The sequence below is a fragment of the Sphingomonas palmae genome (genome assembly GCF_900109565.1).
Classification (GTDB): Bacteria; Pseudomonadota; Alphaproteobacteria; order Sphingomonadales; family Sphingomonadaceae; genus Sphingomonas; species Sphingomonas palmae.
The window spans coordinates 390,058-417,006 of the sequence record NZ_FNZZ01000003.1 but is presented as its reverse complement, the minus strand read 5'-3'; the positions used below and the strand labels follow the sequence as shown (position 1 = coordinate 417,006).

Sequence of the window (26,949 nt, the reverse complement as noted above, 5' to 3'; positions counted from 1 at the left end):
CCTGCCCCCTGTTTTCCCGCCTCACACGTCGCCGGCGGCGAGCGGATGCGCCGCGCGCGCCTCGGACGCTTCCGGCGCGTCGACCGCCTGCGCCGCGCGCGCATCCTGCCCCGGCTTGCGCGCAACCAGCTTTGCCGGATCGCGCATGTCGAACCGCAACCACCCCTTGCCGAGCAGCGGACTGGCGCGTTCCATGTCCGCGAACCTGACCAGCGCCGCCTGCGCCCCCTCCTGCGGCAGCGCCAGCGTCTCGCCGCTGTCGAACGTCAGATCCCAGCGGCGATTACCGACCCAGGCCGCTGCCTTGACGCGTCGCCGAAGCGCCGGTGCCGCCGCCAGCAGCGCCTGGTACGCCGGCTCCTGCCGATCCGCGCCGGGGCCGATGACGAGCGGCAAATTGGGCATGTTGGCGCGGTCGACCGGGGCGAGCAGCCGCCCGGTGGCATCGATCAGCGTCAATTGGCCGTTATCCTGCCACACCGCGGCCGGCTCACGCTCGGTCACGTGGATCAGCAGCCGGTCGGGCAGCCGCCGCGATACGTACGCGTCCTCGATCCAGCCATAGGCGAGCAGCCGCTGCCGTACCGCCTCGAGATCGAGCCGCAGCATGGCGCGCGATGGCTGCTCAAGCGCGACCGCATAGACCGTCTCGCGGTCCATGCGCTTCAGGCCGGTGATGTCGACCTGCTCGACGCGCAATCCCGCCTGCGCCGCGGTCTCCGCGATCCCGATGCCGATTGCCGACGGAATACCGATCCACGACGCGACCGCGATCGCCGCCGCGCCGCCCGCGCCCAGCAGAGTCCAGGTGACCGCACGGCGCACGAACGCCTCGTTGATCGGCAGCTTCGCCACCAAGCGCTGCGCGAACGTCTTCTTCGGCGCGGGCTTGCGGCGGTTGACGGTGCGACGCGGACCTCCGGCGGGCTCGCGGCGGATCGTACGGCTCATGGCGCGCGCTTGCCCGAACGCTCGCGCGCATCGCGCAGCGCCTCGTCGACGATCGCCTGGACGAGTTCGGGGTAGCTCATGCCCGTGTGTCGCGCCTGTTCGGGCACGAGGCTGAGCGGCGTCATGCCCGGCTGTGTGTTGACCTCCAGCAGGAACAGTCCGTCGACGCCGCGCTCGTCGTCCCAGCGGAAGTCTGACCGGCTCGCGCCGCGGCAGCCGAGCAGGCGATGCGCGTCGACCGCCAGCGCCATGCACGCGGTCGTGATCTCATCGGGGATCGGCGCCGGGAACAGGTGCTCGGTCATCCCGTCGGTGTATTTGGCATCGTAGTCGTACCAACCCGACTTGGGCCTGAGTTCGGTAACGCCCAGCGCACGCGGACCGTCGTCCCCGCCCAGCACCGCGGTCGTCAGCTCGCGTCCGCGCACATATGGCTCGGCGAGCAGTTCGTCGAACTCGGCCCACGGACCTTTCGCGTCGCGCGCGATCGGGTTCCCGAAATTGCCCTGATCCGTCACGATCGCGACGCCCACCGACGAGCCTTCGTTGACGGGTTTGAGCACATAGGGCCGTGCGAGCGGGTCGGCCTCGAACACCTCCGCCGACTTCACGATCCGCCCGCCGGGCATCGGGATACCGTGCGGGACCAGCGCCTGCTTGGTCAGCACCTTGTCGATCGCGATGACCGAGGTCGCCATCCCGCTATGCGTGTAGGTGAGGCCCATCAGGTCCATCAGTCCCTGCACGCTGCCGTCCTCGCCGGGGGTGCCGTGGAGCGCGTTGAAGACGAGGTCAGCATTGGCTTCGGCCAAACGCGCCGCCACGTCACGCGCCATGTCGATGCGCGTCACGCGATGTCCGAGCGACTCGAGTGCCTCCGCGACGCCCGCGCCTGACGAGAGCGACACCTCCCGCTCGGCCGACCAACCGCCCATCAGCACCGCGATGTGCAACGCCTCGCTCATGCCTGCACGCCCACCCGCTGTATCTCCCATTCGAGCGTCACGCCGCTGTTCGCCTTCACCGCCGCGCGCACTTCCTCGCCTAGCGCCTCGATGTCGGCGCTGGTCGCCTGCCCGACGTTGAGCAGGAAATTGGTGTGCTTGTCGCTGACCTGCGCGTCCCCGCGACGCCTGCCCCGAAACCCGGCCTGATCGACCAATGCCCACGCTTTGTGCCCGTCCGGGTTCTTGAAGGTCGAGCCACCGGTCTTCGACCTGAGCGGCTGCGACGCCTCGCGCGCGGCGGCGATGCGGTCCATCTCGGCCTGTATCGCCGCGGGCTCACCGGGTGTGCCGCGGAAGGTCGCGGCGATCACCACCGCGCCGTCCGGCAGCGCGCTGTGGCGGTAGGTGTAGCCAAGATCGCCGAGCGACAGCGTGCGCCGCTCGCCCGAGCGCAGCACCACCTCGGCCTCGACCAGCACGTCCTTGACCTCGCGTCCGTAAGCGCCGCCGTTCATTCGCACGAAGCCACCGACCGTACCAGGAATCGAACGCAGGAACTCGACCCCCGCGATCCCCGCGTCACGCGCGGTCGAGGACACGAGAATGCCGCTCGCCCCGCCGCCGCAACGCAAGCCGGTCGCGTCCAATGCCTCGACGCGCGCAAACGGCTTGCCCAGCCTGATCACCACACCGGGCACGCCGCCGTCGCGCACGATCAGGTTGCTGCCGAGCCCCAGCGCCATCACCGGCACCGCGGCGTCGAGGTCGCGCAGGAATGCGGCGAGATCGTCGGCGTCGGCTGGCTCGAACAGCCACTCCGCCGCCCCGCCGGCCTTGAACCAGACGAGCGGCGCGAGCGGCGCACGCGGCGTCAAACGACCGCGTACCTTACTATCCTCCCCAGAATGGGGAGGGGGACCGCCAGCCGCAGGCTGGTGGTGGAGGGGGCTAGCCGCAGGCGATGCCACCAGAGGCGAACCCCCTCCACCAACTTCGCTGGTCCCCCTCCCCGTGCCGGGGAGGATGTCGTCCGCTACGCTCACCGGCGCGCCTCGATCGCAGGGGCGAGTCCGGCGGCCCATTTGGTGATGTCGCCCGCACCCAGGCAGATCACCTGATCGCCACCGCGCACTTCGCTCGCCAGCGCCTCGGCGAGCGCGTCGGCGTCGGCGACTGTCTGCACGTCGCGGTGCCCGCGGCGGCGCAAGCCGGCGACCAGCGCGTCGGCGTCGATGCCATCGACCGGCGTCTCGCCCGCAGCGTAGACCGGCGTGACGTAGACCGCGTCGGCGTCGTTGAACGCGCCTTGGAAGTCCTCCATCAGATTGCCGAGGCGCGAGTAGCGGTGCGGCTGGATCACCGCGATCACGCGTCCCTGCGCCGACTCGCGCGCGGCGGCGAGCACCGCGCGGATCTCGACCGGGTGGTGACCGTAATCGTCGATGATCGTCGCGACGCCCTCGCCGGTTGGCACCTCGCCGACCTTGGTGAAGCGCCGTTTGACCCCCCCGAACTTCTCGAACCCGCGCCCGATCGTCGCGTCGTCGATGCCGAGCTCTAGCGCGACGCCGATCGCGGCGAGCGCGTTCTGCACGTTGTGACGACCGGGCATCGGCAGGTCGATCCCCTCGATCGACCGCGTCGCGCCATCGCGCGCTCGGATCAGTGCCTCGAACCGATTTCCGCCGGGATAGGGCGACACGTTGACGCCGCGCACGTCGGCGGAGGCCGCGAAACCATAGGTGACGATGCGCCGGTCGCGCACGCGCGGGATCAGCGCCTGCACCTCCGGATGATCGAGGCAGAGCAGTGCCGCGCCGTAGAAGGGCACATTCTCGACGAACTCGACATAGGCGTCCTTGGCGCGCTCGAAACTGCCGTAATGGTCGAGGTGCTCGGGATCGATATTGGTGACGACCGCGATCGTGCCGTCCAATCGCAGGAAGCTGCCGTCGCTCTCGTCCGCCTCGACCACCATCCAGTCCGACGCACCCAGACGGGCGTTCGAGCCGTAGCTGTTGATGATCCCGCCGTTGATGACGGTCGGGTCGACCCCGCCCGCGTCGAGCAGCGCCGCGACCATCGAGGTGGTCGTCGTCTTGCCGTGCGTGCCCGCCACCGCGACGGTGGATTTCAGCCGCATCAGTTCGGCGAGCATCTCGGCGCGGCGCACGACGGGGACCCGGCGGTCGAGCGCGGCCTCCACCTCGGGATTACCGCGCTTCACCGCGGTGGAGGTGACGACCACGGCGGCGTCGGCGACGTTCTCGGCCGCGTGTCCGATTGTGACCTGAATGCCGCGCGCGCGAAGCCCCTCGACGACGTATCCTTCCGACACGTCGCTGCCCTGCACCGAGTAGCCGAGGTTGTGCATCACCTCGGCGATGCCCGACATGCCGATGCCGCCGATCCCGACGAAGTGGATCGTGCCGATGTCGGTCGCGACGCCCTTCACGCAAACGCCTCCTTCTGCTGCACCCGCCCGACGTGGACCGGCGCGCGCGGCGCATCGAGGCTTTCGACCAGATCGGCCATGTCGCTGACCGCGTCGGGCATTCCGCAGGCACGCGCGCGGCCTGCCGCATTCTCCAGCGCCGACGGATCGAGCCCCAGCTTCTGCATCTGCTTGGCAAGCTCGGTCGGGGTAAAGCGCGGCTGCGGGATCGTGCGTGCGCCGCCCGCCTCGGTGATCGCACGCGCGTTGGCGGTCTGGTGGTCGTCGGTCGCGCCCGGCAGCGGCACTAGGATCGCGGGACGCCCGGCGGCGGTCAGCTCAGCGATCGTCGACGCGCCCGCGCGCGCGATGACGAGATGCGCCCAGGCGAGCTGTTCGGGCATGTCGGGCAGATAGGTCGCGAGGTCGGCCGCGATGTCGAGCGCGGCGTATTTCTCGCGCGCAGCGTCGATGTCTTCGATCCGCGCCTGATGCGTCACCTGCAAGCGGCGGCGGAATGCGACCGGCAGCATGGCGAGGCCGTCGGGCACGACCTGGCTCAGCACGCTCGCACCCTGGCTGCCGCCCGTAACCAGCACGCGAAAGATGCCGTCCTCCTCCAGCAGCGGATAGGGACGGCTGCGCAGTGCGAGCACCGCCTCGCGGACCGGATTGCCGACAAGGTGTACCTTGTTCGCGTAGGCGGGTTTCAGCCGCTCGGTCGCCGAATAGCTCGTCGCGATCGCGTCGACGCGGCGCGCGACGAGGCGATTGACGCGGCCGAGCACCGCATTCTGCTCGTGCACCGCGGTCGGAATGCGACCCGCGAACGCCGCGGATAGCGCCGGGAACGCGGGGTAGCCACCGAAGCCCACGACAGCGGCGGGCTTAAGCGAGCGATACAGCTCGCGCGCGGTGCGGCGTCCCTCGACCATCTGCCGCGCCGCCTTCGCCCAGCCGAGCGGTCCGCCGGCGAAGCGCCCCGCCGGGATGACGTGCGTCTCGACGCCGTCGAACAGGCCGGGGAAGCGAACGCCGCGTGCGTCGCTGACCAGCGCGACGCGGTGGCCGCGGCGCATCAGTTCGGCCGCGAGCGCGGCGGCCGGAACCATGTGGCCGCCGGTACCGCCGGCGGCGAGGACGAACGAGCGCGCGCGCGTCACGCGGCGTTCCAGCGGTTGATGTAAGGACTACGCATCAGGAACGGGTTGCGCCGGGTGAACGCCAGGAGCAAGCCCATCCCGATCGACAAAGCGACCATCGACGACCCGCCGTAGCTGATGAACGGCAACGTCATGCCCTTCGACGGGGCAAGCCCGGTGTTGACCGCCATCGAGACCAGCGCCTGCGCGCCGAACTGTACCGCCAGACCCGAGGCGGCGAGCAGCTTGAAACTGTCCTGCTCGTCCAGCAGCTTGACGAACACGCGCACGACGATCGCGAGAAACACGAGCGCGACGATCATGCACGCGATCAGCCCGAATTCCTCGCCGATGACGGAGAAGATATAGTCGGTATGCGCCTCGGGCAGACCGAACTTGGCGGTGCCGCCGCCCGGACCGGTGCCGAACCATCCGCCCGCGGTCAGCGTGTTATGCGCGGCGTTGGTTTGGAAATGGTCCGCGGCACCCTCGCCCTCGATGCCGGGGAACAGGAACGCATCGATGCGCGCGCGCGCGGTGCCGTAGAAGACATAAGCCGCGACCAGTCCCACCGGCACCATCGCCAACAGCCCGATGATCGTGCGCGTCGGCGTTCCCGCGATCACGATCAGCGCGAGCCAGATCGAGCAGAAGATGATCGTCTGCCCGAAATCGGGCTGCATCATCAGCAGCAGCGCGACCAGCCCGGTCAACCCGGCGGTGATGACCGTCGCGGGCAGCTCCTCGTCACGCGCCTTCAGCGACAGCAGATAGGCCACCGTTACGACGAAGAACGGTTTGAGGAACTCGGACGGCTGGAACTGCGCGAAGCCGAAGCCGATCCACCGCCGCGCGCCGTTAACGGTCATGCCGACGAACGGCGTGACCGCAAGCAGTGCGACGCAGATCCCTGCGCCGACCAGCGACATGCGCCGGGCAAGCGTGACGGGCAGCATCGAGACGCCGAACAGCACCGGCAGCGCGACCGCGACCCAGATCACCTGACGCCAGAAATAATGCAGCGGCGTGAACTTCACGTGCTCGCCCGAATAGCGCACCGCAGTGGCGGGCGACCCGGCGGCGACCGCGATCAACCCGATCGCGATCAGGAACAACGCCAGCAGAAGCAGCACGCGGTCGATGTCCCAGAACCACGTGCCGAGCGGCGACGGATCGCCGCGCCCGCCGCGCCCCTGCAACCGTCCACGCCTGATCGCCTGCATGTCGTTCATGGCCGCGCCCCTACGCCGTACAAACCCGATCTGCGCATCATGCCGCCCCCGTCATGCGAGCGCCTCGACCGCTTCGCGGAAGGCGCGGCCACGATGCTCGTAATCGCGGAACTGGTCGAACGAGGCCGCGGCGGGCGACAGCAGCACGACCTCGCCACGCTCCGCCTCCTGCGCGGCGAGCTTCACCGCGCGTTCCAGCGTCTCGACCTCGGCGACGGGCACGTGCGAGCGCAGCAGGGCGGCGAAGCGCGGACCCGCCTCGCCGATCGTATAGGCGCGCGCCACGTGGCTCAGATGGACCATGCAGGCGTCGAGGTCGTCACCCTTCGCGCGCCCGCCGACGATCCAGTGGACGCGCGGGAAGGCCGCGAGCGCAGGCGCGGTGCTCTCGGGATTGGTCGCCTTGCTGTCGTCGTACCAGGTGACACCGTTCAAGGTCGCGACCCGCTCCATGCGGTGCGGCAGCCCGGTGAAGCTGGCGAGCGCCTGTTCGATCACGTCATTCGCGATACCGAGCGCACGTGCGACTGCGACCGCGGCGGCGGCGTTCTGCGCGTTGTGCGGTCCCTGCAGCGCAGGCCAGCGCGACTGGTCGGTCACGTCGGCGGCGTCCAGCTGAGTCGCCCGGCCTCCGATTTCCCCTGTGATCTTCAGCGACGCGGCATCGCCGGTGCCAACGATCGCATTATGCTCCGCCGACTGCATCGCGAACAACCGCGCCTTCGACGCCGCATAGGCCTCGAACCCGTCGTAGCGGTCGAGATGATCGGGCGTGACGTTGAGCAGCACCGCAACATCGCAGTCGAGCGTCTCGGTTAGGTCGATCTGGTAGCTCGACAGTTCCAGCACGTAGACGCCACCTTCGGGCAGCGGCTCCTGCCCCAGAATCGGCAGCCCGATATTGCCGCCCATTAGCACGGGCAATCCTGCCACCTCACAGATGTGGCGGACGAGCGCGGTGGTGGTCGACTTGCCATTGGTGCCGGTGATGCCGACAACCTTGTGCGGCGGCAGCTCGGCGCGCGCCTGCGCGAACAACTCAATGTCGCCCACGATCGGGACCCCCACCGCCCGCGCCTTGGCGGCAAGCGGGTGCGTGTTGAGCGGAACGCCGGGCGAGACCACTAACGCGTCGAACCCTGCGAGGTCGAGCGTGTCGAGATCGGACATCTCTACGCCCGCCAGACCTTTACGCTTGCTCTCGTCGCTGTCCCACGCGACCACCTCGGCGCCGGCCGCGACCAGCGCGCGCACCGTCGCCGCGCCCGAGCGCGCGAGCCCGAGCACGGCGTACCGCTTGCCCGCCCAGACGCGCGCGACGATCACCGCAGTTTCAGCGTCGACAGGCCGGCGAGCGCCAGCACCAGGCTGATGATCCAGAAGCGGATCACGACGGTCGGCTCGCTCCAGCCGAGCTGCTCGAAATGGTGGTGGATCGGCGCCATGCGAAACACGCGCTTGCCCGTTCGCTTGTAGACGAACACCTGGATGATGACCGAAAGCGCCTCGACCACGAACAGCCCGCCGATAATGCCGAGCACGATCTCGTGGTGCGCGACCACCGCCATCGTGCCCAGCGCGCCGCCGAGCGCCAGGCTGCCGGTGTCGCCCATGAAGACGGCGGCGGGGGGCGCATTGTACCACAGGAACGCGAGGCCGGCGCCGACCACCGCACCGCAGAAGATCGCGAGTTCACCCGCGCGCGGCACGTGCGGGATGCCCAGGTAATCGGCGAACTTCACGTTGCCCGCTAGATAGACGATCACCATGAACGCGACGGAGGCGATGATGACGGGCATCGTCGCGAGGCCATCGAGCCCGTCGGTCAGGTTCACCGCATTGCCGAACGACACGATCACGAACGCGGCGAAGATCGGGTAGAAGTATCCGAGGTCGATGTAATAGCGGTTGGTAAACGGCAGGAAGAGCCCCGAGCCGTTCTCCTGCATGATGATCCACGCGGCGACCCCGGCGATCAGGAACTCAAGCAGCAGCCGCACGCGTCCGGGGACACCCGCGGTGCTCGCCTTCCGCACCTTATCGTAATCGTCGAGGAACCCGATCGCGCCGAAGCCGAGCGTGACGAACGCGCACGCCCATACGAATGGATTGCGCAGGTCCATCCACAACAGCATCGCGAGCGACACGCTGGTCAGGATCATCAGCCCGCCCATCGTCGGCGTCCCGCGCTTGGCGAGGTGCGTCTGCGGGCCGTCGGCGCGGATCGGCTGCCCCTTGCCCTGGCGCACACGCAGCCAGCCGATGAACTTCGGCCCGATGATCAGCCCGATCAACAGCGCGGTCGCGACCGCCGCGCCGGTCCGGAACGACTGGTAGCGGATGAGGTTGAGCAGACCCGGAAAGCCGAGGTGCTGCGCGATCCAGTAGAGCACTCAATTAACCCCGTTCGACAGGCCCGCGACAACGCGCGCCAGTCCCACCCCGTTCGACCCCTTCACGAGTACCGCATCGCCCGGCGCGATCACACGCGACACGTGTTCCAGCGCGGCAGCGGCGTCGGGCACATGAACGAAATCGACCGTTCCCTCAAGCGCTTGCGCGAGCGGACGCATCGCTTCGCCGACCAGCACGGCCGCCTCGACGCGCGCGGCGATCACCGCTGGCGCTAGGCCAGCGTGATAGTCGGCGCTCTTGGCCCCCAGCTCGCGCATCTCGCCCAGCACCGCGACGTGCCGGCCCGGCTGATCACCCAGCACCGCCAGCGTCGCGGCGACTGAGGCGGGGTTGGCGTTGTAGCTCTCGTCGATCAGCAGCGCGCTTCCTTCGCCCACCGCGATCTCACGCCGCGCACCGCGCCCGGCGAGGCCGCCGAGTTCCGCCAGTGCGAGCCCGGCGAGCGCCAGATCGCCGCCGACCGCGTCGACCGCGGCGAGCACTGCCAGTGCGTTCGACACCCAGTGCGCGCCCGCCTGCGACACGGTCAGGCTCAGTTCGTGCTCGCCGACGCGCGCGGTGACGAAGGTGCCGCCGTTGCTCGTCCGCGCCATCTCCAACGCGTGCACGTCCGCCGCGCGGTCGAGCCCGAAGGTGACGATCCGGGCGGCATAGGGCTTGGCCGCGGCGATCAGGCGGTCGCGGTGCGGGCTGTCGTGCGGCACGATCGCGACCCCGCCCGGCTCCAGTCCCTGGAAGATCTCACCCTTCGCATCCGCAATCGCGGCCTCGTGTGGGAAGAACTCGGTATGTGCGGGCGCGATCGCGGTAACCAGCGCGACGTGCGGGCGCACCAGCGTCGTCAGATGCGCGAGTTCGCCGGGGTGGTTCATGCCCATTTCCAGCACCGCATAGTCGCTGTCGCGCGGCATGCGTGCGAGGCTCAGCGGCACGCCGGTGTGGTTGTTATAGCTCTTGACCGAGCGATGCGCCTTTGCGGCCGGCGAACGATCGAGCGCGGCGAACAGCGCCTCCTTGGTCGAGGTCTTGCCGACCGAGCCGGTAACGCCGATTACCTTGCCCGAGACCCGCGCGCGCGCGGCGCGGCCGAGATCCTCCAGCGCGGCGAACGTGTCAGCCACCTCAACCGACGGCTGCTGCGTCTCACGCGACACGAGCGCACCCGCCGCCCCTTGCGCGAACGCCTGATCGAGGAAGCAGTGGCCGTCGGTTGTGTCCCCAGTCAGCGCGATAAACAGGTCGCCGGGGCCGACCTCACGCGAGTCGAACGCGACCCCGTCAACCACGAAATCGGCGGTCGCGCGGCCCTTCGTGGCGGCAGCGATCTCGGCGGCGGTCCACAGGCTCATGCCGCGACCTCGCGCGCGACCGCCACGTCGTCGAACGGCAGCACCATGTCGCCGACGATCTGGCCCTGCTCGTGACCCTTGCCGGCAATCAGCACGATGTCGTCGGCGCGCGCGATCTCGACCGCGTGCGCGATCGCCGCGCGGCGATCGCCGATCTCGGTTGCGCCCACCGCCCCCTCCAGCACGTCGCGCCGGATCGCCGCGGCATCCTCGCCGCGCGGATTGTCGTCGGTCACGATCACCACGTCGGCCTCAATAGCAGCCACCCTGCCCATCGGCACGCGCTTGCCCCGGTCGCGGTCCCCGCCCGCACCGAAGACGAGGATCAGCCGTCCGGCGACGTGCGGACGCAAAGCCGCGATCGCGGCTTCGAGCGCGTCGGGCGTGTGCGCGTAGTCGACGTAGATCGGCGCGCCCGACTTTGCGATCGCCGCCCGCTCGAGGCGTCCGCGCACCGGCTGCAAGCGGGCGAGCCCCTTGATCGTCGCCTCGAGGTCGCCACCCGTCGCGATCACCAGCGCCGCCGCGACCAGTGCGTTCGCCGCCTGATATCCGCCGATCAGCGGCAGGTTGACGCGGTGCTCGGCGCCGTCCGCGGTCGCGATCACCAGCCCCTGCCCCAGCAGCGTCGGCGCGCGCGAGACGAGGCGCAAGTCGTCGCCGTGCTCGCCCACCGCCATCACGCGGTTGCCGCGCTCTCGCGCGAGATCGATCACACGCTCCGACTGCGGATCGTCCGCCCAGACGACCGCGACACCATCGGGGCTGAGCACCTCGGAGAACAGTCGCAACTTGGCGGTGAAATACGCCGCCATGTCACCGTGATAGTCGAGGTGATCGCGACTCAGGTTGGTGAACGCCGCCGCAGCGACGCGCAATCCTTCGGTGCGGTACTGGCTCAATCCGTGGCTCGATGCCTCGAATGCCAGGTGCGTCACGCCCTCGCGCGCCAGCCCGGCGGCGTTTGACAGGAAGGTGACCACGTCGGGCGTGGTCAAGCCGGTCACGACGCGCTCGTCGGCGGTGGTGACGCCCAGCGTGCCGACCGAGGCGGCGTGATGCCCCGCCATCCGCCACAATTGCCGCGTCATCTCGACGGTCGAGGTCTTGCCGTTCGTACCCGTCACCGCGACGGTTGCTTGTGGGAACGGCGCGAAGAAGCGCGCGGCGAGCTTGGCGAAACACTCGCGCGGCGAGTGATCGGCGATGTGGAGCGCGCCCTCGACCCGCGCTTCGGGTCGCGCGACCACCGCCACGGCGCCCGCCTCGATGGCGGCGGGGATGAAGTCCTCGCCGTTCACGCGCGCGCCCTCGAACGCACCGAAGATCGTGCCCGGCGCGACCTTGCGATGGTCGATCGCGAAGCCGGTGACGGTCGCGTCACCCGCCTCGCCGGCCTGGTCGATCACGGCCGACAATTTCATTCAACCGACCCCTTTATCGTTCAAACCCGTGCAATCCTCGGCTCCCGCCTGCCCGTTGCCCCGTCACTGGCCGCCGCTGGTCGGCGCGCGCGAGGGGTCCTGCCACAATGTCGGCAGAATGTCAGACACGTCAACGTCGCGGTGATCGTCGGGCGTCACGCCCAGCATCGCGCCGATCCGCGCGATCGTGCGTCCCACCACCGGTGCCGCATTCCACGCCGCGGTCTTCCAGCCGTACGTTTCCTTGGTGCCGAGCGGCGAGTCGAGCATCGCGACGACGACGTAGCGCGGCGCGTCCATCGGGAAGGCGGCGGCGAAGGTCGCGACGTTGCGCGACCGGTCGTACCCGCCCGCGACCGCCGCCTCGGCGGTGCCGGTCTTGCCGCCGACGCGGTAGCCCGGCGCGTCGCCCTTGCGCCCGGTGCCGCGCATCACGACCAACCGCAGCATCTGACGCATCCGCGCGCTCGTCGCCTCGCTGATGACGCGCCGTCCCGCGACCTGATGACCGGGTGCGACCCTCAGCAGCGTCGCGGGGCGCCACGTGCCGCCGTTGACCAGCGCGGCGTAAGCGCTGGCGAGGTGCAGCGGCGTCACCGCGATGCCGTGGCCGTAGGCGGTCGTCATCGTCGTGGTGCGCGCCCAGTAGCTGGGCAGCAGCGGACGGCCCTTCTCGCGCAATTCGATGTCGGGCGGGGTATCGAAGCCAAGCTTCTTGAACATCGCCTGCATCCGCGCCGGCCCGACCTCGTCGGCGACGCGCGCGGTGGCGACGTTGGAGGAATAGATCAGCGTTTCGGCCATGTTGAGCCAGCGCTTGGGATCGCCGCGCTCGTCGTGGATCGTGAAGCGACCGACCTGTAGCGGGTGTGTCGCGTCGAACCGCCGCTCCATCGAGGTCACGACGCCGTTCTCGATCGCAGTCGCCATCGTGATCGGCTTGAAGGTCGAGCCGAGCTCGAACACGCTCTGCGTCGTGATGTTGCGCAGCTCGTCGGTTCCCGCGCGCCCGACGCGATTCGGGTTGAACGTTGGCAGCGACACCATCGCGATCACCTCGCCAGTCGCGACGTCGAGCACGATGCCGCCGCCGCCGCGCGCGGAGAAGGTCGTCATCGCGCGGCCGAGCTCGCTCTCCATCGCCGCCTGCGCGCGGCTGTCGATCGACAGCTGTACCGGCTTCGCCTCGGTCGCGGGGTTGGTCAGCCGCTCGTTGAGCGCGCGCTCGATCCCGCTCATGCCGGTGCCGTTGCTGATGAAGCCGAGCACGTGCGCGGCGAGCGAGCTCTGCGGATAGAGCCGCTGCGTCTCACGCTCGAACACGATGCCTGGCTCGCCGATCGCGTTCACTGCCTCGACCAGCGCGGGGCTGGCGCGGCGATTGAGATAGGCGAAGCTCGAACGCTTCGTCAGCTGCGCGTAGAACCACGCCTGGTTGCCGCGGTCGGGCATCAGGTCGGCCAGCCGCTGCGCGATCTCGGTCGGGTTGCCGATCAGCTTGCGCGGGTGCACCGCGATCGTCCACGCGTCGATTGTGCGCGCCAGCGGCTGACCGTTGCGATCGACGATGTCGCCGCGCGGCGCGGTCAGCGTGTTGGCGACATCCTCGCCGCCGCTCGACAGCACGCCCAGCAGGAACAGCCGCGCGATCACCGCAAGCACGCCGACGGCGAACAGCAGCATCAGCACCATGAGGCGCATATGCTGCGTCGCGACCAGCGCGTGGCGCTGATCGATGTTTCTGGTCTGGCGGATCGGGCGGGCGACCAGCGTGGTCACCGCAAGCGGCTCCGCTCCGCGCGCGCGCCGCTCGCCAGATCGCCGAGCGTTCCGGCACTCAGCAGCGAATTGTCGACCATCGCGACCGATCGGACGTTGCGATCGACACGCGGTCGTTCGTCCGCGTGCGCGATCGCCTGCCGGATCAGCACGCGCGCGGCCGCCACCGCGGAGGCCGGACGCGCCGCCGGCGTTGCCGGCACGACCTGCGCGATACGTACCGCGTCGTAGCGGGGCGCGCTGACGGGCTTGTTGATCACGGCCTTGACGATGGTCGGCGCGGCGTTGCTGGTCGCTGCGGGCGGAGCAACGGTCAGCGGCGAAGACGGGACGATCAGCGATGCGGTCTGCACCCCGCCCGACTGCCCAGGCTGCAGCGGCGTCATGTCGCGCGGTGAAAGGCTGGCAAGCGTGGTCTCGTCGCGAACGAACTGCTGCGTGGTCGGTACGGTCAGCGCCAGCGTGTTGCCGTTCCAGCGTTCCAGCTGGACCAGGTTGGCGCGCACGTCGAACTCGGTTTCCAGCGCGCGGATGTCGCGCTCGGCGCTCGCGATCTTCACATCGACCTGCTGCAACCGCTTTCGCTCGGCCGCGACCTGCGACGAGACGAGGTAAAAGCCGATCGCGACTAGCGCGCAGCTCGACAGCCACCCGAGCCCTTTCAAGCGGTACAATGCTACCACGATACGTCTCCACCACGCTGAACAGATGCCGCGGTACGCCGCGCGGCACGCAAGGTCGCGGAACGAGCGCGCGGGTTCGCCGCCAGCTCCGCCTCACCTGCGCGAATCGCGCGGGACAGATTGTCGAACGCCGCGGGCAGCGGCGACGCCGCCATCGGCAAGTGACGCGATCCCGCCGGCGCAGCACCGCCGCGCTCGCGCAGGAACCGCTTCACCATACGATCTTCCAGACTGTGAAAGCTGACCACCGCCAAACGACCGCCCGGTGCCAGCACGCGCTCGGCGGCGGCGAGCCCATCGGCCAGTTCGTCCAGCTCGCGATTGACGTGGATCCGCACCGCCTGGAACGCGCGGGTCGCCGGGTCCTTCTTCTCGTGCGGACGATGGCCGAGCGCGCGGCGAACGACGGTTGCGAACTGCGCGGTCGTTGTGAGCGGACGCGCCGCGACGACGGCGCGCGCGACGCGACGCGACTTCGGCTCGTCGCCGTAGCGGTAGAGCACATTGGCGATTTCTTCCTCGTCGGCCGTGTTGAGGAAATCGGCCGCACTCGGCCCATCCTGGCTCATCCGCATATCGAGCGGACCGTCGGCCTGAAACGAGAAGCCGCGCGCCGCCTGATCGAGCTGCATCGAGGAGACGCCGATATCCATCGTCACGCCGTCGACGGGCAGCTTGCCGTGCTCCGCCAGCGCCTGCTCCATCGTCGAGAAGTCGCCGGCGATCAGCGTCAGGCGCGACTCGGCCGCCTCGAGCGCACGACCCGCGGCAATCGCATCGGGGTCGCGATCGAACGCGATCACCTCGGCGCCGGCGGCGAGCAGTGCGCGCGTGTAGCCGCCGGCACCGAAGGTCGCATCGACGTGACGCTCGCCCGGGGCGGGGGCGAGTGCTGCGATCGCCTCGTCGAGCAGAACGGGGATGTGCGGGGATTGGCGGCTCACGTCGCCCGTCACGCGGTCAGTCACGTCGTCGGTCACAGGGCAATGCCCTTTTCCTCGCAGGTGAACTCGACGAACTCGCGGATGAACGGATCGACGTCGTCAGTTTCCAGCAGCAGCGCGGGCGACCAGATCGTGACCCAGTTGAACGAACCCAGGAACACCGCGGCGCCGCCGATCCGCGCGTAACGCCGTTCGAACGCGGGCATGATGAAACGGCCCGACCCGTCGAACGGCAGCGGCTCGGCAGCGCCGGCGCGGTCGAGGATGTTCCAGTCGGTGCGGCCATCCTTCAGCTCGCCCGCCGCCTCGCGCGCTTCGAGCTTCGCCTTGTGGATCGGCACGAAGCCGGGATCGTAGGCGATCAGACAGCGATAATGCGGGTGCGCGGCGATGATGACGGTGCCGCCGTCTTTGCCGTCGTCGCGCGGGCTGTTCTTCGCGAGCGCGGCGCGCAGGCTATTCGGAATCGCGACACGGCCCTTGTCATCGACAAGACCGAGCCCCTTTCCCTGATAGTCCACCCGTTCGGCCACGCTCACCTCGCACTCGGGGTACAAGACCGCGCTGCCCGCCGAGCGACCCTCGCCGCCAGACGCTCAAGCCTGTCTGTCTACAACGTTGGTGCTGCCCCCAATGTCGAGAATTGATGTAGCGCAGTCTGATTGGGAGCGGAAGGGATTTCCGGGGAAATTCGGGGAATTTACGTAAGACTTTGGAATGACGTGATCAGGAAGTCACACGTCTATTTTCGTTTATGGTTTGTTCTTGCGCTGCTTCTCTAACGCACGTTATTCACTTGGTAATTAGGTCAGCGTGCGTACCCAAATTTAGCTGCAACAGGGTGAGCCAAAGTGCTGGTCGCGAACCGCCGCTTCGGCCTCAGCGTGGGTCGTTCGCCGCTGCACTGTTGGCGATGCTGGGCGTGACGCCAAGCTCGGCCAGCGGTTCGTTGCCGGCCGTCGGCGCCGCGGCGGGTGCTCCCGCTCGCGCGATCACGTCCGCGCCTACACCAGCAGCGGGCGACACCGGTCGCTCGCGCGACACAGTCGAGAAGATCGCGCTCGCCAGCCCGATCAGTAGCACGACCGCAGCCAAACCGATCATGCCGACGCGCACGCGCTGCCGAGCCTGATCGGCCAGATAACGGGGGTTCGGTTGCTGCTTCATTCGACCGCGCGATGATAACGGATCACCGCGCGCCTGTCGAACCGCGTCATGCGGCGCGGTGCAGCCCCTTGGCTTCGAGCCACGCCGGATCGTAGAGCGTCGACAGATAGCGGAAACCGGTGTCGCACAGGATCGTCGCGACGCGCTGGCCGGGACCCAGGTGCCGTGCCAGTCGCACCGCACCGGCCACGTTGATTCCCGACGACAGCCCAAGGCACAGCCCCTCGTCGCGCAGCAGCCGGTCGACCCAGTCGAACCCCTCCTGATCGGAGATGCGAAACTGCGTATCGATCGGCGCACCTTCCAAATTGGCGGTGATCCGGCCCTGCCCGATCCCCTCGGCGACGGACGATCCCTCCGACCGCAGCTCACCGTGCGCGTAATATTCGTACAGCGCCGCGCCGTGCGGGTCGCTGAGCGCGATACAGACGCGCTCGTCCTTGGCCTTCAAACCCAGCCCTACGCCCGCGATCGTGCCGCCGGTGCCGGCCGCACAGGTGAAACCGTCGACTCGGCCGTCCATCTGCGCCCAGATCTCCTCGGCCGTGCCGGTGATGTGCGCGCGGCGATTGGCGATATTGTCGAACTGGTTGGCCCAGATTGCCCCCGGCGTTTCCTCCGCGATCCGGCGCGAGGTGTGCACGAAATGGCACGGCGAGGAATAAGGTGCGGCCGGCACGGTCACCAGCTCGGCGCCGAGCGCGCGGAGTGTGTCCATCTTCTCCTTCGACTGCGTGTCGGGCATGACGATGATCGTGCGATAGCCCTTCGCGTTGGCGACCAGCGCCAGCCCGATCCCGGTGTTGCCCGCCGTCCCCTCCACGATCGTGCCGCCGGGCGCCAGCATTCCACGCGCCTCGGCGTCCTCGACAATCGACAGCGCGGCACGGTCTTTGACACTTGCGCCCGGATTGGTGAACTCGCACTTCCCGAAGATGTCGCAACCGGTCGCTGCGCTGGGGCCAGCCAGGCGAACGAGGGGAGTGTTGCCGATCAGGGCCAGGGTATTCGGGGTCGTATCCATCGCAACCACATAGGTGGTTTGCCGCGCCCGTCGCAAGCAAGCATGGCTTGGGTGACGCGAAGCGCCCCCACTCTTCCTCGGCCATCCTGCGGCACCGCACCGAAGTTTGAATAATTATGTCGCAGCGCGGCACGGACCTTGACCTATCATGCCGCATGCGCGAAGCGCCGCCGCGCTATGGTAAACCGCCTCCTCCTCCCCGCCGTTGCCGCTTCGCTGTTCGCTCTTGCCGGCTGTAACTCATCGTCCTCGCCCGAAGTGGTCGATGCCAACCCCGATCCGATGGCCGCGAACCTCGCCAAGGCAGCGCCCGTTGAGCTGCCGCCCGCGATCAAGGCCGACAAGACGATGCGCTGCAAGGACAGCAGCCTGGTCTACGTCACCTTCTTCCAGGGCGACAAGCAGGCGGTGGTGCGCACCAAGAAGGATGGCTCGCCCGTCATGCTGAAGGCGGATGAGGCAGGCAAGCCGCTGACTGCGGACGGTGGCTGGTCGATGACCGGCGACACGACCGAGATCACGCTGACCCAGCCGGGCAAGTCGGCGCTGTCCTGCCACGCCTGAGCGCTCGCAACGTTCGCTTGTCACCGAGCCGCGCCGGGCCTAGCCTAGCGCATCGATGGCGACGATCGCGATCTACTCCCTGAAAGGCGGCGTCGGCAAATCCACGCTCGCCGTCAATCTCGCATGGTGCGCCGCGACGCTGTCGTCGCGGCGCACCTTGTTGTGGGACCTCGACCCGCAGGCCGCGTCGAGCTGGATGTTGGGTGAGGACGGTGGTGGCGAGCGCGCGCACGCGGTCTTCTCGCGCCATATCTCGCCATCACGTCTGATCCGGGTAACTACAACCGAGCGGCTCGACCTGCTCCCCGCCGACGCGTCGCTGCGTGACCTCAACCACCTGTTCAGGGCTTTGGCCAAGAAGCGGCGGCTCGCGCGGCTGCTCGGCGAACTGGGCGATCACGACCGCGTCGTGCTCGACTGCCCGCCCGGCCTGACCGAGACCGCGGACCAGGTCGCGCGCGCCGCCGACCTGATCGTCGTGCCCGTCGTCCCCTCCGCCTTGTCAGAGCGCGCTTGGGAAGAGGTCGACCGTCACCTCGGCGGACGCACGCGCACCATGCCGGTCCACGTCATGGTCGACCGCCGCCGCGCGCTGCACGCGGAGGCGCTAACCCGCCATCCCGACTGGCCGGTCATTCCGATGGCAAGCGTGGTGGAGAGTGCGGCAACGCGGCGTCGACCGGTCGGGCATGTCGCACCGCGCAGCCCCGCCGCCCTCGCCGTCGCCGATTTGTGGAAGAGGATCGAGAAACGTCTCGCCTGATGTTCGAACCGCTCGACCCTGCCATCGTGCTCGGCGCCTATTCAGTTGGCGTCTTTCCGATGGCGGACAGCCGCGATGCGCGTAGCGTCTACTGGGTGGAACCGCGCCGTCGCGCGATCCTGCCGCTGGACGGCTTTCACCTGTCGCGCTCGCTGCGCAAGGTCGTGGTCGCCGATCGTTTCCGCGTCACCGCCGACCGCGCGTTCGGACAGGTACTGCGCCTGTGCGCCGAGAGCGCCAATGACCGCCCGGAAACGTGGATCAATCGCTCGATCGAGCACGCCTTCATCCGGCTGCACGAAATGGGTCACGCGCATTCGGTCGAATGCTGGTCGAGCGATGAACTGGTCGGCGGCCTGTACGGCCTGGCGATCGGGCGCGCCTTCTTCGGCGAGAGCATGGTCAGCCGCGCGACCAACGCGTCCAAGGTTGCGATCGCCGCACTCGTCGCGCGCCTGCGGGCGGGCGGGTACACACTGCTAGACTGTCAATTCATGACGCAGCACCTCGCCACGCTGGGCGCGGTGGAGATCAGTCGTGCCGACTATATGGCGTTGCTGGCAACCGCACTCGGCGGCTCAGACGAGTCATCCGCTTCCGCCGCGGCCCGGGACGGCGACTTCGGCGCGCTCGACCGTTTGGCCGACGCCGCGGGCGATGGCGCCGCGGCCGGCGTCGTACCGGGAAAGCTCATCGCGCAGCTCTTGGTCCAGACGTCGTAGACTGGATGCAGCACGACGTTCAGCTGCGGCCGCTCCTTGTAGAGCCAGCCTGAGAAGACGCGCTGCCAGCGGCGATCGATGTTCTGCACGTCCAGCTGCACGAACGCGCCGGTCAATGCCTGCTGCTCCCACGGCGCGGTCTGCTCGCACGCCGACAGGCGCACGATCACGTCGCCGACGCGGACCGCCTGTCCGGGCTTCAATGTAAGGTCGCGGCTGACGCCGTTACGCTTGTTGAGCAGGCCGATCACCGCGACGCGCTGCGCCATCGGCGTCGTCCCGGCGTCGACCGGCGTGCCGCTATCGGTGTCAACCACCTCCGAGCTGTGGGCTGCAGCAGCGCTCGGCACTGGGCGAGCCGCCGCGGGCACCGCGCGTGTCACCCGCTCCTGTGCAGGCGCTGCGTCGCGACCGGACAGGTGATCGAACCCGTACCATGCCGCGCCGGCGCCGGCCGCGAGCACCACCAGGCCGCCGATCGCGGCCGCGCGGTTCACGCGTCGGGGCTCCACGCCTCGTAATCACCCGTGGCGGATGCGCGATGCCCGCCCTTCTCCAGCGCGCCCGCGGGCCGATAGGCGAACGCGGTGCCGGTCATGTTGGGAACGGCAGGCTTCTGCCACTGGCGCGGCGCGGGCAGCGACTGGTCCGGCACGTCGGCGATCTGGTGATGCAGCCAGCTGAACCAGTCGGGCGGCACGCGGCTGGTGTCGTTCGCGCCCTTGTAGATCACCCAGCGGCGCGTCGTTCCCTGCGGCGTGGTGCCACCTTCCCAATAGGTATTGCCCAGACCATCCTCGCCGACCTGACGCTTGCCGCGCAGGCCGTAGATCATGGTGCCGATCGTTGCGCCATTCCACCAGGTGAACGGATTGAGATTGATGCCCATCGCGCCCCGCTTAACTCCGCACCGGGGCGGGGTAAACGGCTATTCGCTCGGCGGCGCGGCGACCGCGACCGCCAATGGCCCCTTGCGCCCGTCGACGATGCGGGCGCGCAGCGGCTGATCGGGCTCGACCTCCGCCACCCCGGCGCGGCGAAGCGTTTCCATGTGAACAAAGATGTCACCCGGTTCATCGACGCGGACTAGGAAGCCATAGCCCTTCAACCGGTTGAACCACTTGACCGCGACGTCCTGCCAATCGTCCGCGTCGTCCAGCAGCGCCTCGGGATCGATCCGGTCGCGGTCGCGGTCGCGCACGGCAGTTGCCGCCGCCGCCACGTCGATCACATGGACTTCACTCGCCTGGTATCCGCGCGCGCGCCGCACCGCCGACACCTCCATCCGCGCACCCTCGGGCAGGGTGCGGCGACCGTGCTGCTGCAATACCGAAAAGTGGATCAGCACGTCGCCAATCGCGGGATCGTCCGCGACCAGGAAGCCGAAACCACGGGTCGCATCGAACCATTTCAACGTACCGGACACCGCCCGCGCCTCGGCATCGTCGCCGAGCACGCGTGCGCGTTCTTCCCCGCCGTCGGCCAAGGCCGCTTGTTCCGGCACCGTTGATCCAAACTCCCGTTTTGGTGCGCAGCGTTCATCATGCGCCGCACAATGATTGGTCGAATTGCCGCGCGCGTCAATCGTCGACGGCATCCTCCGGCTCGGTCATGCGCAAGATTTTGGCGGATAAAGCGAACGAGTGCCCCGCCCGCACCATCGCGGCCAGCTGCTTGCGCCGCTGATCCTCGTTGGCCGGCGCGGATGCGAACGGGCCGATCCGCTTGCGGCGCGCGAAGGCAAGCGCGTGGTCGAACGCGCCGTCGCGTACCTGATCCACTGCCTCCTCGGCGTCGGCCGCGCCGATGCGCGCGGCATGAAGCGCGGCGGTGATGCGGCGTTCGCCGTAGCCGCGGCGAACGAGCGAGGCCGTCTTCATCTCGGCGTAGCCGCGGTCGTTGATGTAGCCGAGCTCGGCGAAGCGCGTCGCGATTGCGCCGACCTCGATCGGCTCGCCCTGCCATCCGCGCTCGCGTATCTTGCGACGCAGATAGTCGCTCAGCTTACCCTGCGTCGTCGCGAACCGCTCGACATAGCGCAGCGCCAGTGCCTCCAGCGCGGCCTGGTCAAGCGGCGGTGGTACGCGGCGCTCGCGCCGTTCACCGCGATCAGCTGCGCCGCCTGTGCCGCTCTTCCCTGCCCTGTTCCGCCATGACCCGCTCACGCCTTGATTGTGCCACACTAGGGTCGGAGGTTGGAAGCGCGGGTTTGACTGCCCGTACGATGCCGCCCTTGATCCATGCACGAGCGCGATGCGCCGCGACAGGACCGACGTGAATGACCAGTGACCTCGCCCCACTCCAGCCGACCCCGACTGCCGACGCCTTGCCGCGCCGGTTCTCCAATTTCGGCACGCTGAGCGAAGCGCTGGATTATGCGGCGCAAGGCAAACGCGGACTGAACTTCCACGACGCGCGTGCGACGCTGGTGCGTGTCTATCCGTATGCGCAACTGCGCGACGACGCGCGCGCGGCCGCCTACCGGTTGATCGCGGCCGGCATCGCGCCGGGTGACCGGGTCGCGCTGGTGGCTGAGACGAGCGCAGAATTTGCGCAATTGTTCTTCGGTACCGTGCTCGCGGGCGCGTGGCCGGTGCCGTTGCCGTTGCCGACCTCGTTCGGCGGGCGCGATTCGTACATCGACCAGCTGCGCAATCAGCTGTCGAGCTGCGACCCGCGCATGCTGATCTACCCCGCCGAGCTAGAACAGATGGCGGGCGCGGCGGCGGAGGCAGAGGGCGTGGCGGGCGTCGACTGGAGCGAGCTGCTCTCACGTCCCGCGCTCGAGGCACCGCTTCCGACCGCCACCGGCAACGACATCTGCTACCTGCAGTATTCCAGCGGCTCGACCCGGTTCCCGCACGGGGTCGCGATCACGCACCGCGCGCTGCTCAGTAACCTCGCCGCGCACGCGCACGGGATGGAGATCGTCGACACCGACCGCTGCGTGTCGTGGCTGCCGTGGTACCATGACATGGGACTGGTCGGCTGCTTCCTGTCGCCGATGGCGAACCAGGTCTCGACCGATTACCTCAAGACCGAGGATTTTGCGCGTCGTCCGCTGTCGTGGCTCGACCTGATCAGCCGCAACACCGGTACGACGCTCTCCTACTCGCCGACCTTCGGCTACGACATCTGCGCGCGGCGCATTTCCAGCCAGACCAAGGCGTCGGACCGGTTCAACCTGTCGCGCTGGCGGGTTGCGGGCAACGGTGCGGACATGATCCGTCCCGACGTGATGCAGGCGTTCGTCGACGCATTCCACAGCGCGGGCTTCAACGCGGGCGCCTTCCTGCCGAGCTACGGCCTGGCCGAGGCGACGCTGGCGGTGTCGCTGATGCCGCCGGGCGAGGGCATCCGTGTCGAGCTGGTCGAGGAAACCGAGCTGTCGGGGATGAGCCACGGCGAAGATCGCCCTCAACGCTATCGGGCAATCGTCAACTGCGGCAAGCCGGTGCGCGACATGGAGGTCGAGGTGCGCGAGGAGGACGGCACGCCGCTGCCCAACGGCGCGATCGGCAAATTGTGGTGCCGTGGCCCCTCGGTGATGGTCGGCTATTTCCGCGACCAGGCCGCGACCGACGCGTGCATGGTCGACGGGTGGCTCGACACCGGCGACATGGCCTATCTGTCGAACGGCTACATCTACATTGTCGGTCGTGCCAAGGACATGATCATCATCAATGGTCGCAACCATTGGCCGCAAGACATTGAATGGGCGGTGGAACAGCTTCCCGGGTTCAAGGCCGGCGACATCGCCGCCTTCGCGATCACGACGCCGGGCGGCGAGGAAACGCCCGCGGTGCTGGTGCAATGCCGCAGCTCCGACGATACCGAGCGCACGCGGCTGCGCGACGAGATCCGCGACCGCGTCCGCTCGGTCACTGGCATGAACTGCGTCGTGGAACTGATTCCGCCTCGTACGCTGCCACGGACCAGCTCGGGCAAACTAAGCCGGGCGAAGGCGCGCAATCTGTATCTGGCAGGCGAGATCAAGCCGTACGACATCGCAGCGTGAACGCCGGCACATCGATGACGACCGGCATTTTCGCGCAGGCCTAAACCTTTAATCAACCCGCAGCGGCTTACGGTGAAGACGTGAGCCCGCCTGCCCCCTCGTCCTCGCCGCCGATCAGTCCGGGCGTCCTGCTCGGCTGGCGCGAGGGCGATGACGCGCGCGTTTGGACGCGCGTGCGTGCTGCGCAGCTACATCAGGCACGACAACAGGTGCCGCTGCTACTCGTGGGTCACCTAGGCGCTGCCGCGATCGTCACGCTGTCGCTGCTTCCGGTCGCCGTGCCGTGGATGCTGGCGGGCTGGATCGTGGCGCTCCTGGGCGGCGCCGGCGCGGTCACGTTGCGGCAGTGGCGAGCGGTCACCCACACCATTGCTTCGACGCGGACGCATGCTGTCACTGCGGCGCTGGAGAGCGCGCTGCTCGCAGCTCTCTGGAGTGTCCCTGCCCTTTTCCTCACCCACGATGTCGGATCGTCAGCCACGATCACGCTGTGGATGGTCGCGGCGGCGATAATGGTCGCAACCGCGCTCGCGCTAACGCCGATGCTGTTGGCGGCGTTGACCTTCGTCGGCGTGCTGGGGACGGCGCTGACGGTGCCCCTCGCATTCGCGCACGCCCATCTCGCGCTGACCGCAGCCGCAGCCTTCGCGGCCATGCTGATGATCGCGACGTACACGCGCGGACGCGCCTTTACCGCGCGGCTTCTCGCCGAGGTTGCGCTCGCCGACCGCGACGAGACTGTCAGCCTGCTGCTGCGCGAGTTCGAGAACGCACGTGCCGACTGGCTGTGGGAGATCGACGCGTCGCGCCGCATCGTTCACGCCGGGTGGCGCTTCGCCGATGCCTGCCGTCTGCGGCCCGAGGCGATGAACGGCTTGCCCCTGCTCCAGGTACTCGCCGGACCGACGTGGGAGGGCGGCAACTTTTCCACCGGACTGCGAGACCTGGCCGAGAAATTGAAGCAGCGCGAGAGCTTCCGCGATCTCGCGCTTCCAGTCGTCATCGACGGCGAAGAGCGCTGGTGGGAGATCGCCGCCAGTCCGCGCTACGATGCGCAGGGTGCTTTCCTCGGCTTCCGCGGCGTCGGATCGGACGTGACCGAGCAGCGCGCCTCGGCCGACCGGATCAACCGCATGGCGCGTTTCGACACGTTGACCGGCCTGCCCAATCGCCTGCACGTCAACGAGGCGCTGTCGCGCGCGCTGACCGACGCCGAGCGCTGGCGTGCGCGCGCCGCGTTCATGATGATCGATCTCGATCGCTTCAAGGCGGTCAACGACACGCTTGGCCACCCGGTCGGCGACCGGCTGCTCGGTCGCGTGTCGGAGCGGCTGGCGCAGTTGATGAGCGACAACGAACTGATCGGGCGGCTGGGCGGCGACGAGTTCGCGGTGGTGGTGCGCGATGCGTCGGACCCGCAGCGCATCGAGCGACTGGCGCGCACGATCATCGATACGCTCTCACGCCCGTACGAGGTCGACCAACATACCTTGTACATCGGCGCTTCGGTTGGCGTCGCCACCAGCCCGCGCGACGGGCGGACCGCGGAGACGCTGATCCGCTCCGCCGATCTGGCGCTCTACCGATCCAAGGATCGTGGAGGTGGCGTGTTCCACGCATACGAGCCGCAGCTTCACGCCGATGCCGAAGAGCGCCGCATACTGGAGCTCGAGCTGCGCCAGGCGCTGGAACACGGGCAGTTGTCGCTTCACTACCAACCCGTGGTCGACGCGGGCACGGGTCGCCTGCGCGGGTTCGAGGCGTTGCTGCGCTGGGACCACCCGCGTCTGGGACCGGTCGGTCCCGACAAGTTCATCGCGATTGCGGAGGAAACGCGACTGATCGCCCCGATCGGCGAGTGGGTCGCGCGCACGGCTTGCGAGGAGGCCGCGCGCTGGCCCGGCGACCTGCGAATTGCGGTGAACGTGTCGCCCGAGCAATTGACCAACCCGAACTTCGTCACCGTGATCGCCTCCGCACTGGCGCAGAGCCGCTTGTCGCCGCAGCGCCTCGAACTGGAGGTGACCGAGGGCGTATTCATGCGTGAGGGTACGGGCGCTGCCCGCGTGCTTGAACAGGTGCTCGACCTGGGCGTGAGACTGAGCCTCGATGATTTCGGCACCGGCTATTCGTCGCTCGGTTATCTCAGCCGTACGCGCTTCTCCTCGATCAAGATCGATCGCAGCTTCGTCGCCTCCGCTGCGCAAGGGGTTGCCGAACCGCTCGCGATCATCCGCGCGGTCGTCGCACTCGCGCGCAGCCTGGGCATGAGCACGATCGCCGAAGGGGTCGAGACCGAGGCGGAACTGGCGTTGGTGCGCGAACTCGGCTGCACCAACATCCAGGGGCATTACTTCGGTCGCGCGGTCCCGGTGGCGGAAGCGCGCGACATGATCCGGCGCAATCTCGCTAAGGCACGCGCGGCCTGAGTGACCGATCAGCGGTTGACGAAACCGCGCCGTTCCGACAATAGCCGCAGCCGCACAGGGGTGTAGCTCAGTTGGTTAGAGCGTCGGTCTCCAAAACCGAAGGCCCTCGGTTCGAGTCCGAGCTCCCCTGCCACTTCCCACAGCGCAAACGATCATAGCGGCTCAGTCGAGGGCGCTGACGTATACCTCGCCCGCGCAATGTTCGGCCGCCCACGCGAGCCCCGCTGCTTCGGCGTCGTCGTAGCGGTCGTATGGCTCGCTTCCTATCATCGACACCGACTCGACTTCGTCGGTGTCGCCGCACGCCATCAGTGCGGTGGCGTTCAGCGAAAAGCGCCCGTCCGGACGCCGTTCGATCGAGATGCAGTCGGCTTCGGCGGGGGCGGTCTCTCCCAAGGGCAGACGCGTGATGTGCATGTTGGCCTCTTCGCTGACGCTGTTCGATCCGCAACCGAAACGTCGATCGCACCCGAAGGTGCCCGCGGCGGTTCAGGCCTTGGCGTCTGCCGGAAAGAAATGCTGCACGATCTCGCGTGCCAGCCGCGCAGGGCGCAGCGTTTCCGCGTCCAGGCAGCACCAACTCGACTTCACCTCGGCCAGCACGTCCTCACCGCGGCGGATCACCGTCTCATAGAAGGCGCGCACCCCCTGTACCTTCTCAAGAACGACGGTTGCCACCACGTCGTCGCCTAAGAACGTAGGCTTGAGGTAGGTGATCTCGTGCTTGAGCGCGACCCACAGGTGCTGCGCCACCGCCTCGGCTGGGGCTAGCGCACGCCAATGGTCGATCACCGCCGCCTGCACCCACTTCAGGTAGCTGGCGTTGTTGACGTGCCCCATGAAGTCGATGTCGGCCGGATCGATGCCGATCGGAAAGCGATAGGGGGCCGCGCTGGTCACGCGTACGATATAGGCTGAGGGACAGGTGATGGCCAATGCTAACGGCCGGAACTGTACCAACC

26 protein-coding genes, 1 tRNA gene and 1 pseudogene are annotated in these 26,949 nt (G+C 68.4%); 6 read left to right on the top strand and 22 right to left on the bottom strand.

The features are described from left to right. Positions 1-21: 21 nt before the first annotated feature. From BMW51_RS09930 to BMW51_RS09855, 16 genes are all read right to left on the bottom strand, one after another. The gene (locus BMW51_RS09930; protein ID WP_093005869.1) at positions 22-951 is read right to left on the bottom strand and encodes a cell division protein FtsQ/DivIB; all 930 of its coding nucleotides are present in this window, start codon (positions 949-951) and stop codon (positions 22-24) included. Next, positions 948-1,916, bottom strand: a complete 969-nt coding sequence (locus BMW51_RS09925; RefSeq protein WP_177171615.1) for a D-alanine--D-alanine ligase — start codon at positions 1,914-1,916, stop codon at positions 948-950. Before BMW51_RS09925 ends, BMW51_RS09930 begins: the two co-directional genes overlap by 4 nt. Beyond that, positions 1,913-2,869: a UDP-N-acetylmuramate dehydrogenase gene (gene murB / locus BMW51_RS09920; protein WP_425440985.1), complete on the bottom strand. Its 957-nt coding sequence runs from the start codon at positions 2,867-2,869 to the stop codon at positions 1,913-1,915. The genes BMW51_RS09925 and murB overlap by 4 nt, the downstream gene beginning before the upstream one ends. A 68-nt stretch (positions 2,870-2,937) precedes the next feature. After that, a complete protein-coding gene (murC, locus tag BMW51_RS09915) occupies positions 2,938-4,353 on the bottom strand; it encodes a UDP-N-acetylmuramate--L-alanine ligase (RefSeq protein WP_093005865.1) in 1,416 nt (471 codons plus the stop codon). Then, positions 4,350-5,495, bottom strand: coding sequence for an undecaprenyldiphospho-muramoylpentapeptide beta-N-acetylglucosaminyltransferase (gene murG, locus BMW51_RS09910; RefSeq protein WP_093005863.1), 1,146 nt, complete (start codon positions 5,493-5,495; stop codon positions 4,350-4,352). The genes murC and murG overlap by 4 nt, the downstream gene beginning before the upstream one ends. Further along, positions 5,492-6,706 (bottom strand): FtsW/RodA/SpoVE family cell cycle protein, encoded by a 1,215-nt coding sequence (locus BMW51_RS09905; protein ID WP_093005861.1) that lies wholly within the window; start codon positions 6,704-6,706, stop codon positions 5,492-5,494. Before BMW51_RS09905 ends, murG begins: the two co-directional genes overlap by 4 nt. 51 nt (positions 6,707-6,757) lie before the next feature. After that, complete coding sequence (gene murD / locus BMW51_RS09900; protein ID WP_093005859.1) at positions 6,758-8,032, bottom strand: UDP-N-acetylmuramoyl-L-alanine--D-glutamate ligase; 1,275 nt, start codon at positions 8,030-8,032, stop codon at positions 6,758-6,760. Next, a complete protein-coding gene (gene mraY / locus BMW51_RS09895) occupies positions 8,029-9,099 on the bottom strand; it encodes a phospho-N-acetylmuramoyl-pentapeptide-transferase (protein ID WP_093005857.1) in 1,071 nt (356 codons plus the stop codon). The genes murD and mraY overlap by 4 nt, the downstream gene beginning before the upstream one ends. Next, positions 9,100-10,470 carry a UDP-N-acetylmuramoyl-tripeptide--D-alanyl-D-alanine ligase gene (locus BMW51_RS09890; RefSeq protein WP_093005855.1) on the bottom strand — a complete coding sequence of 457 codons (1,371 nt, stop codon included), beginning with the start codon at positions 10,468-10,470 and terminating at the stop codon, positions 9,100-9,102. After that, positions 10,467-11,894, bottom strand: coding sequence for a UDP-N-acetylmuramoyl-L-alanyl-D-glutamate--2,6-diaminopimelate ligase (locus tag BMW51_RS09885; protein WP_093005853.1), 1,428 nt, complete (start codon positions 11,892-11,894; stop codon positions 10,467-10,469). Before BMW51_RS09885 ends, BMW51_RS09890 begins: the two co-directional genes overlap by 4 nt. Before the next feature lie 63 nt (positions 11,895-11,957). Next, on the bottom strand, positions 11,958-13,673 hold the full coding sequence (locus BMW51_RS09880; protein WP_093005851.1) for a peptidoglycan D,D-transpeptidase FtsI family protein: 1,716 nt from the start codon (positions 13,671-13,673) through the stop codon (positions 11,958-11,960). Further along, the gene (locus BMW51_RS09875) at positions 13,670-14,356 is read right to left on the bottom strand and encodes a hypothetical protein (protein WP_093005849.1); all 687 of its coding nucleotides are present in this window, start codon (positions 14,354-14,356) and stop codon (positions 13,670-13,672) included. Before BMW51_RS09875 ends, BMW51_RS09880 begins: the two co-directional genes overlap by 4 nt. Continuing rightward, complete coding sequence (gene rsmH, locus BMW51_RS09870; RefSeq protein ID WP_093006045.1) at positions 14,350-15,300, bottom strand: 16S rRNA (cytosine(1402)-N(4))-methyltransferase RsmH; 951 nt, start codon at positions 15,298-15,300, stop codon at positions 14,350-14,352. Before rsmH ends, BMW51_RS09875 begins: the two co-directional genes overlap by 7 nt. Positions 15,301-15,332: 32 nt before the next feature. Then, the gene (locus BMW51_RS09865; RefSeq protein ID WP_093006043.1) at positions 15,333-15,833 is read right to left on the bottom strand and encodes a division/cell wall cluster transcriptional repressor MraZ; all 501 of its coding nucleotides are present in this window, start codon (positions 15,831-15,833) and stop codon (positions 15,333-15,335) included. 346 nt (positions 15,834-16,179) lie between these two features. Beyond that, on the bottom strand, positions 16,180-16,467 hold the full coding sequence (locus BMW51_RS09860; RefSeq protein ID WP_093005847.1) for a hypothetical protein: 288 nt from the start codon (positions 16,465-16,467) through the stop codon (positions 16,180-16,182). A 46-nt stretch (positions 16,468-16,513) separates the two neighbouring features. Next, the gene (locus tag BMW51_RS09855) at positions 16,514-17,491 is read right to left on the bottom strand and encodes a cysteine synthase A (RefSeq protein ID WP_093005845.1); all 978 of its coding nucleotides are present in this window, start codon (positions 17,489-17,491) and stop codon (positions 16,514-16,516) included. 177 nt (positions 17,492-17,668) lie between these two features. On the opposite strand from BMW51_RS09855, the gene BMW51_RS09850 reads away from it, so the two are divergent. Genes BMW51_RS09850 through aat form a run of 3 tightly spaced genes read left to right on the top strand, consistent with a single transcriptional unit; the run spans position 17,669 to position 19,540 of the window. Beyond that, positions 17,669-18,055: a hypothetical protein gene (locus BMW51_RS09850; RefSeq protein ID WP_093005843.1), complete on the top strand. Its 387-nt coding sequence runs from the start codon at positions 17,669-17,671 to the stop codon at positions 18,053-18,055. Positions 18,056-18,110: 55 nt separating this feature from the next. After that, positions 18,111-18,818, top strand: a complete 708-nt coding sequence (locus BMW51_RS09845; protein WP_093005841.1) for a ParA family protein — start codon at positions 18,111-18,113, stop codon at positions 18,816-18,818. Next, positions 18,818-19,540 carry a leucyl/phenylalanyl-tRNA--protein transferase gene (gene aat, locus BMW51_RS09840; RefSeq protein ID WP_093005839.1) on the top strand — a complete coding sequence of 241 codons (723 nt, stop codon included), beginning with the start codon at positions 18,818-18,820 and terminating at the stop codon, positions 19,538-19,540. Before BMW51_RS09845 ends, aat begins: the two co-directional genes overlap by 1 nt. A gap of 35 nt (positions 19,541-19,575) precedes the next feature. Here aat and BMW51_RS09835 read toward each other — a convergent pair. The 4 genes and pseudogenes from BMW51_RS09835 to BMW51_RS09820 form a co-directional block, all read right to left on the bottom strand. Beyond that, positions 19,576-19,809 (bottom strand): annotated as a pseudogene (locus BMW51_RS09835) (DUF2155 domain-containing protein); the annotation flags it as partial. A gap of 224 nt (positions 19,810-20,033) precedes the next feature. Continuing rightward, positions 20,034-20,429 (bottom strand): NADH:ubiquinone oxidoreductase subunit NDUFA12, encoded by a 396-nt coding sequence (locus BMW51_RS09830; RefSeq protein WP_093005837.1) that lies wholly within the window; start codon positions 20,427-20,429, stop codon positions 20,034-20,036. A 39-nt stretch (positions 20,430-20,468) separates the two neighbouring features. Further along, the gene (locus BMW51_RS09825; protein WP_093005835.1) at positions 20,469-21,044 is read right to left on the bottom strand and encodes a cold-shock protein; all 576 of its coding nucleotides are present in this window, start codon (positions 21,042-21,044) and stop codon (positions 20,469-20,471) included. 76 nt (positions 21,045-21,120) lie between these two features. Beyond that, a complete protein-coding gene (locus tag BMW51_RS09820) occupies positions 21,121-21,705 on the bottom strand; it encodes a regulatory protein RecX (protein WP_425440983.1) in 585 nt (194 codons plus the stop codon). Between the two features lie 113 nt (positions 21,706-21,818). Between BMW51_RS09820 and BMW51_RS09815 the strand changes: the two genes are divergently transcribed. From BMW51_RS09815 to BMW51_RS09805, 3 genes are all read left to right on the top strand, one after another. Next, entirely contained in the window at positions 21,819-23,558 is a 1,740-nt protein-coding gene (locus BMW51_RS09815) for a fatty acyl-AMP ligase (RefSeq protein WP_093005833.1), read from the top strand. An 80-nt stretch (positions 23,559-23,638) separates the two neighbouring features. Then, entirely contained in the window at positions 23,639-25,987 is a 2,349-nt protein-coding gene (locus tag BMW51_RS09810) for a putative bifunctional diguanylate cyclase/phosphodiesterase (RefSeq protein WP_093005831.1), read from the top strand. Between the two features lie 56 nt (positions 25,988-26,043). After that, a tRNA-Trp gene (locus BMW51_RS09805) sits at positions 26,044-26,120 on the top strand. A 29-nt stretch (positions 26,121-26,149) separates the two neighbouring features. Here BMW51_RS09805 and BMW51_RS09800 read toward each other — a convergent pair. Beyond that, complete coding sequence (locus BMW51_RS09800) at positions 26,150-26,404, bottom strand: hypothetical protein (protein ID WP_093005829.1); 255 nt, start codon at positions 26,402-26,404, stop codon at positions 26,150-26,152. Positions 26,405-26,476: 72 nt separating this feature from the next. Next, positions 26,477-26,887, bottom strand: a complete 411-nt coding sequence (locus BMW51_RS09795; RefSeq protein WP_093005827.1) for an acyl-CoA thioesterase — start codon at positions 26,885-26,887, stop codon at positions 26,477-26,479. Positions 26,888-26,949 lie beyond the last annotated feature (62 nt).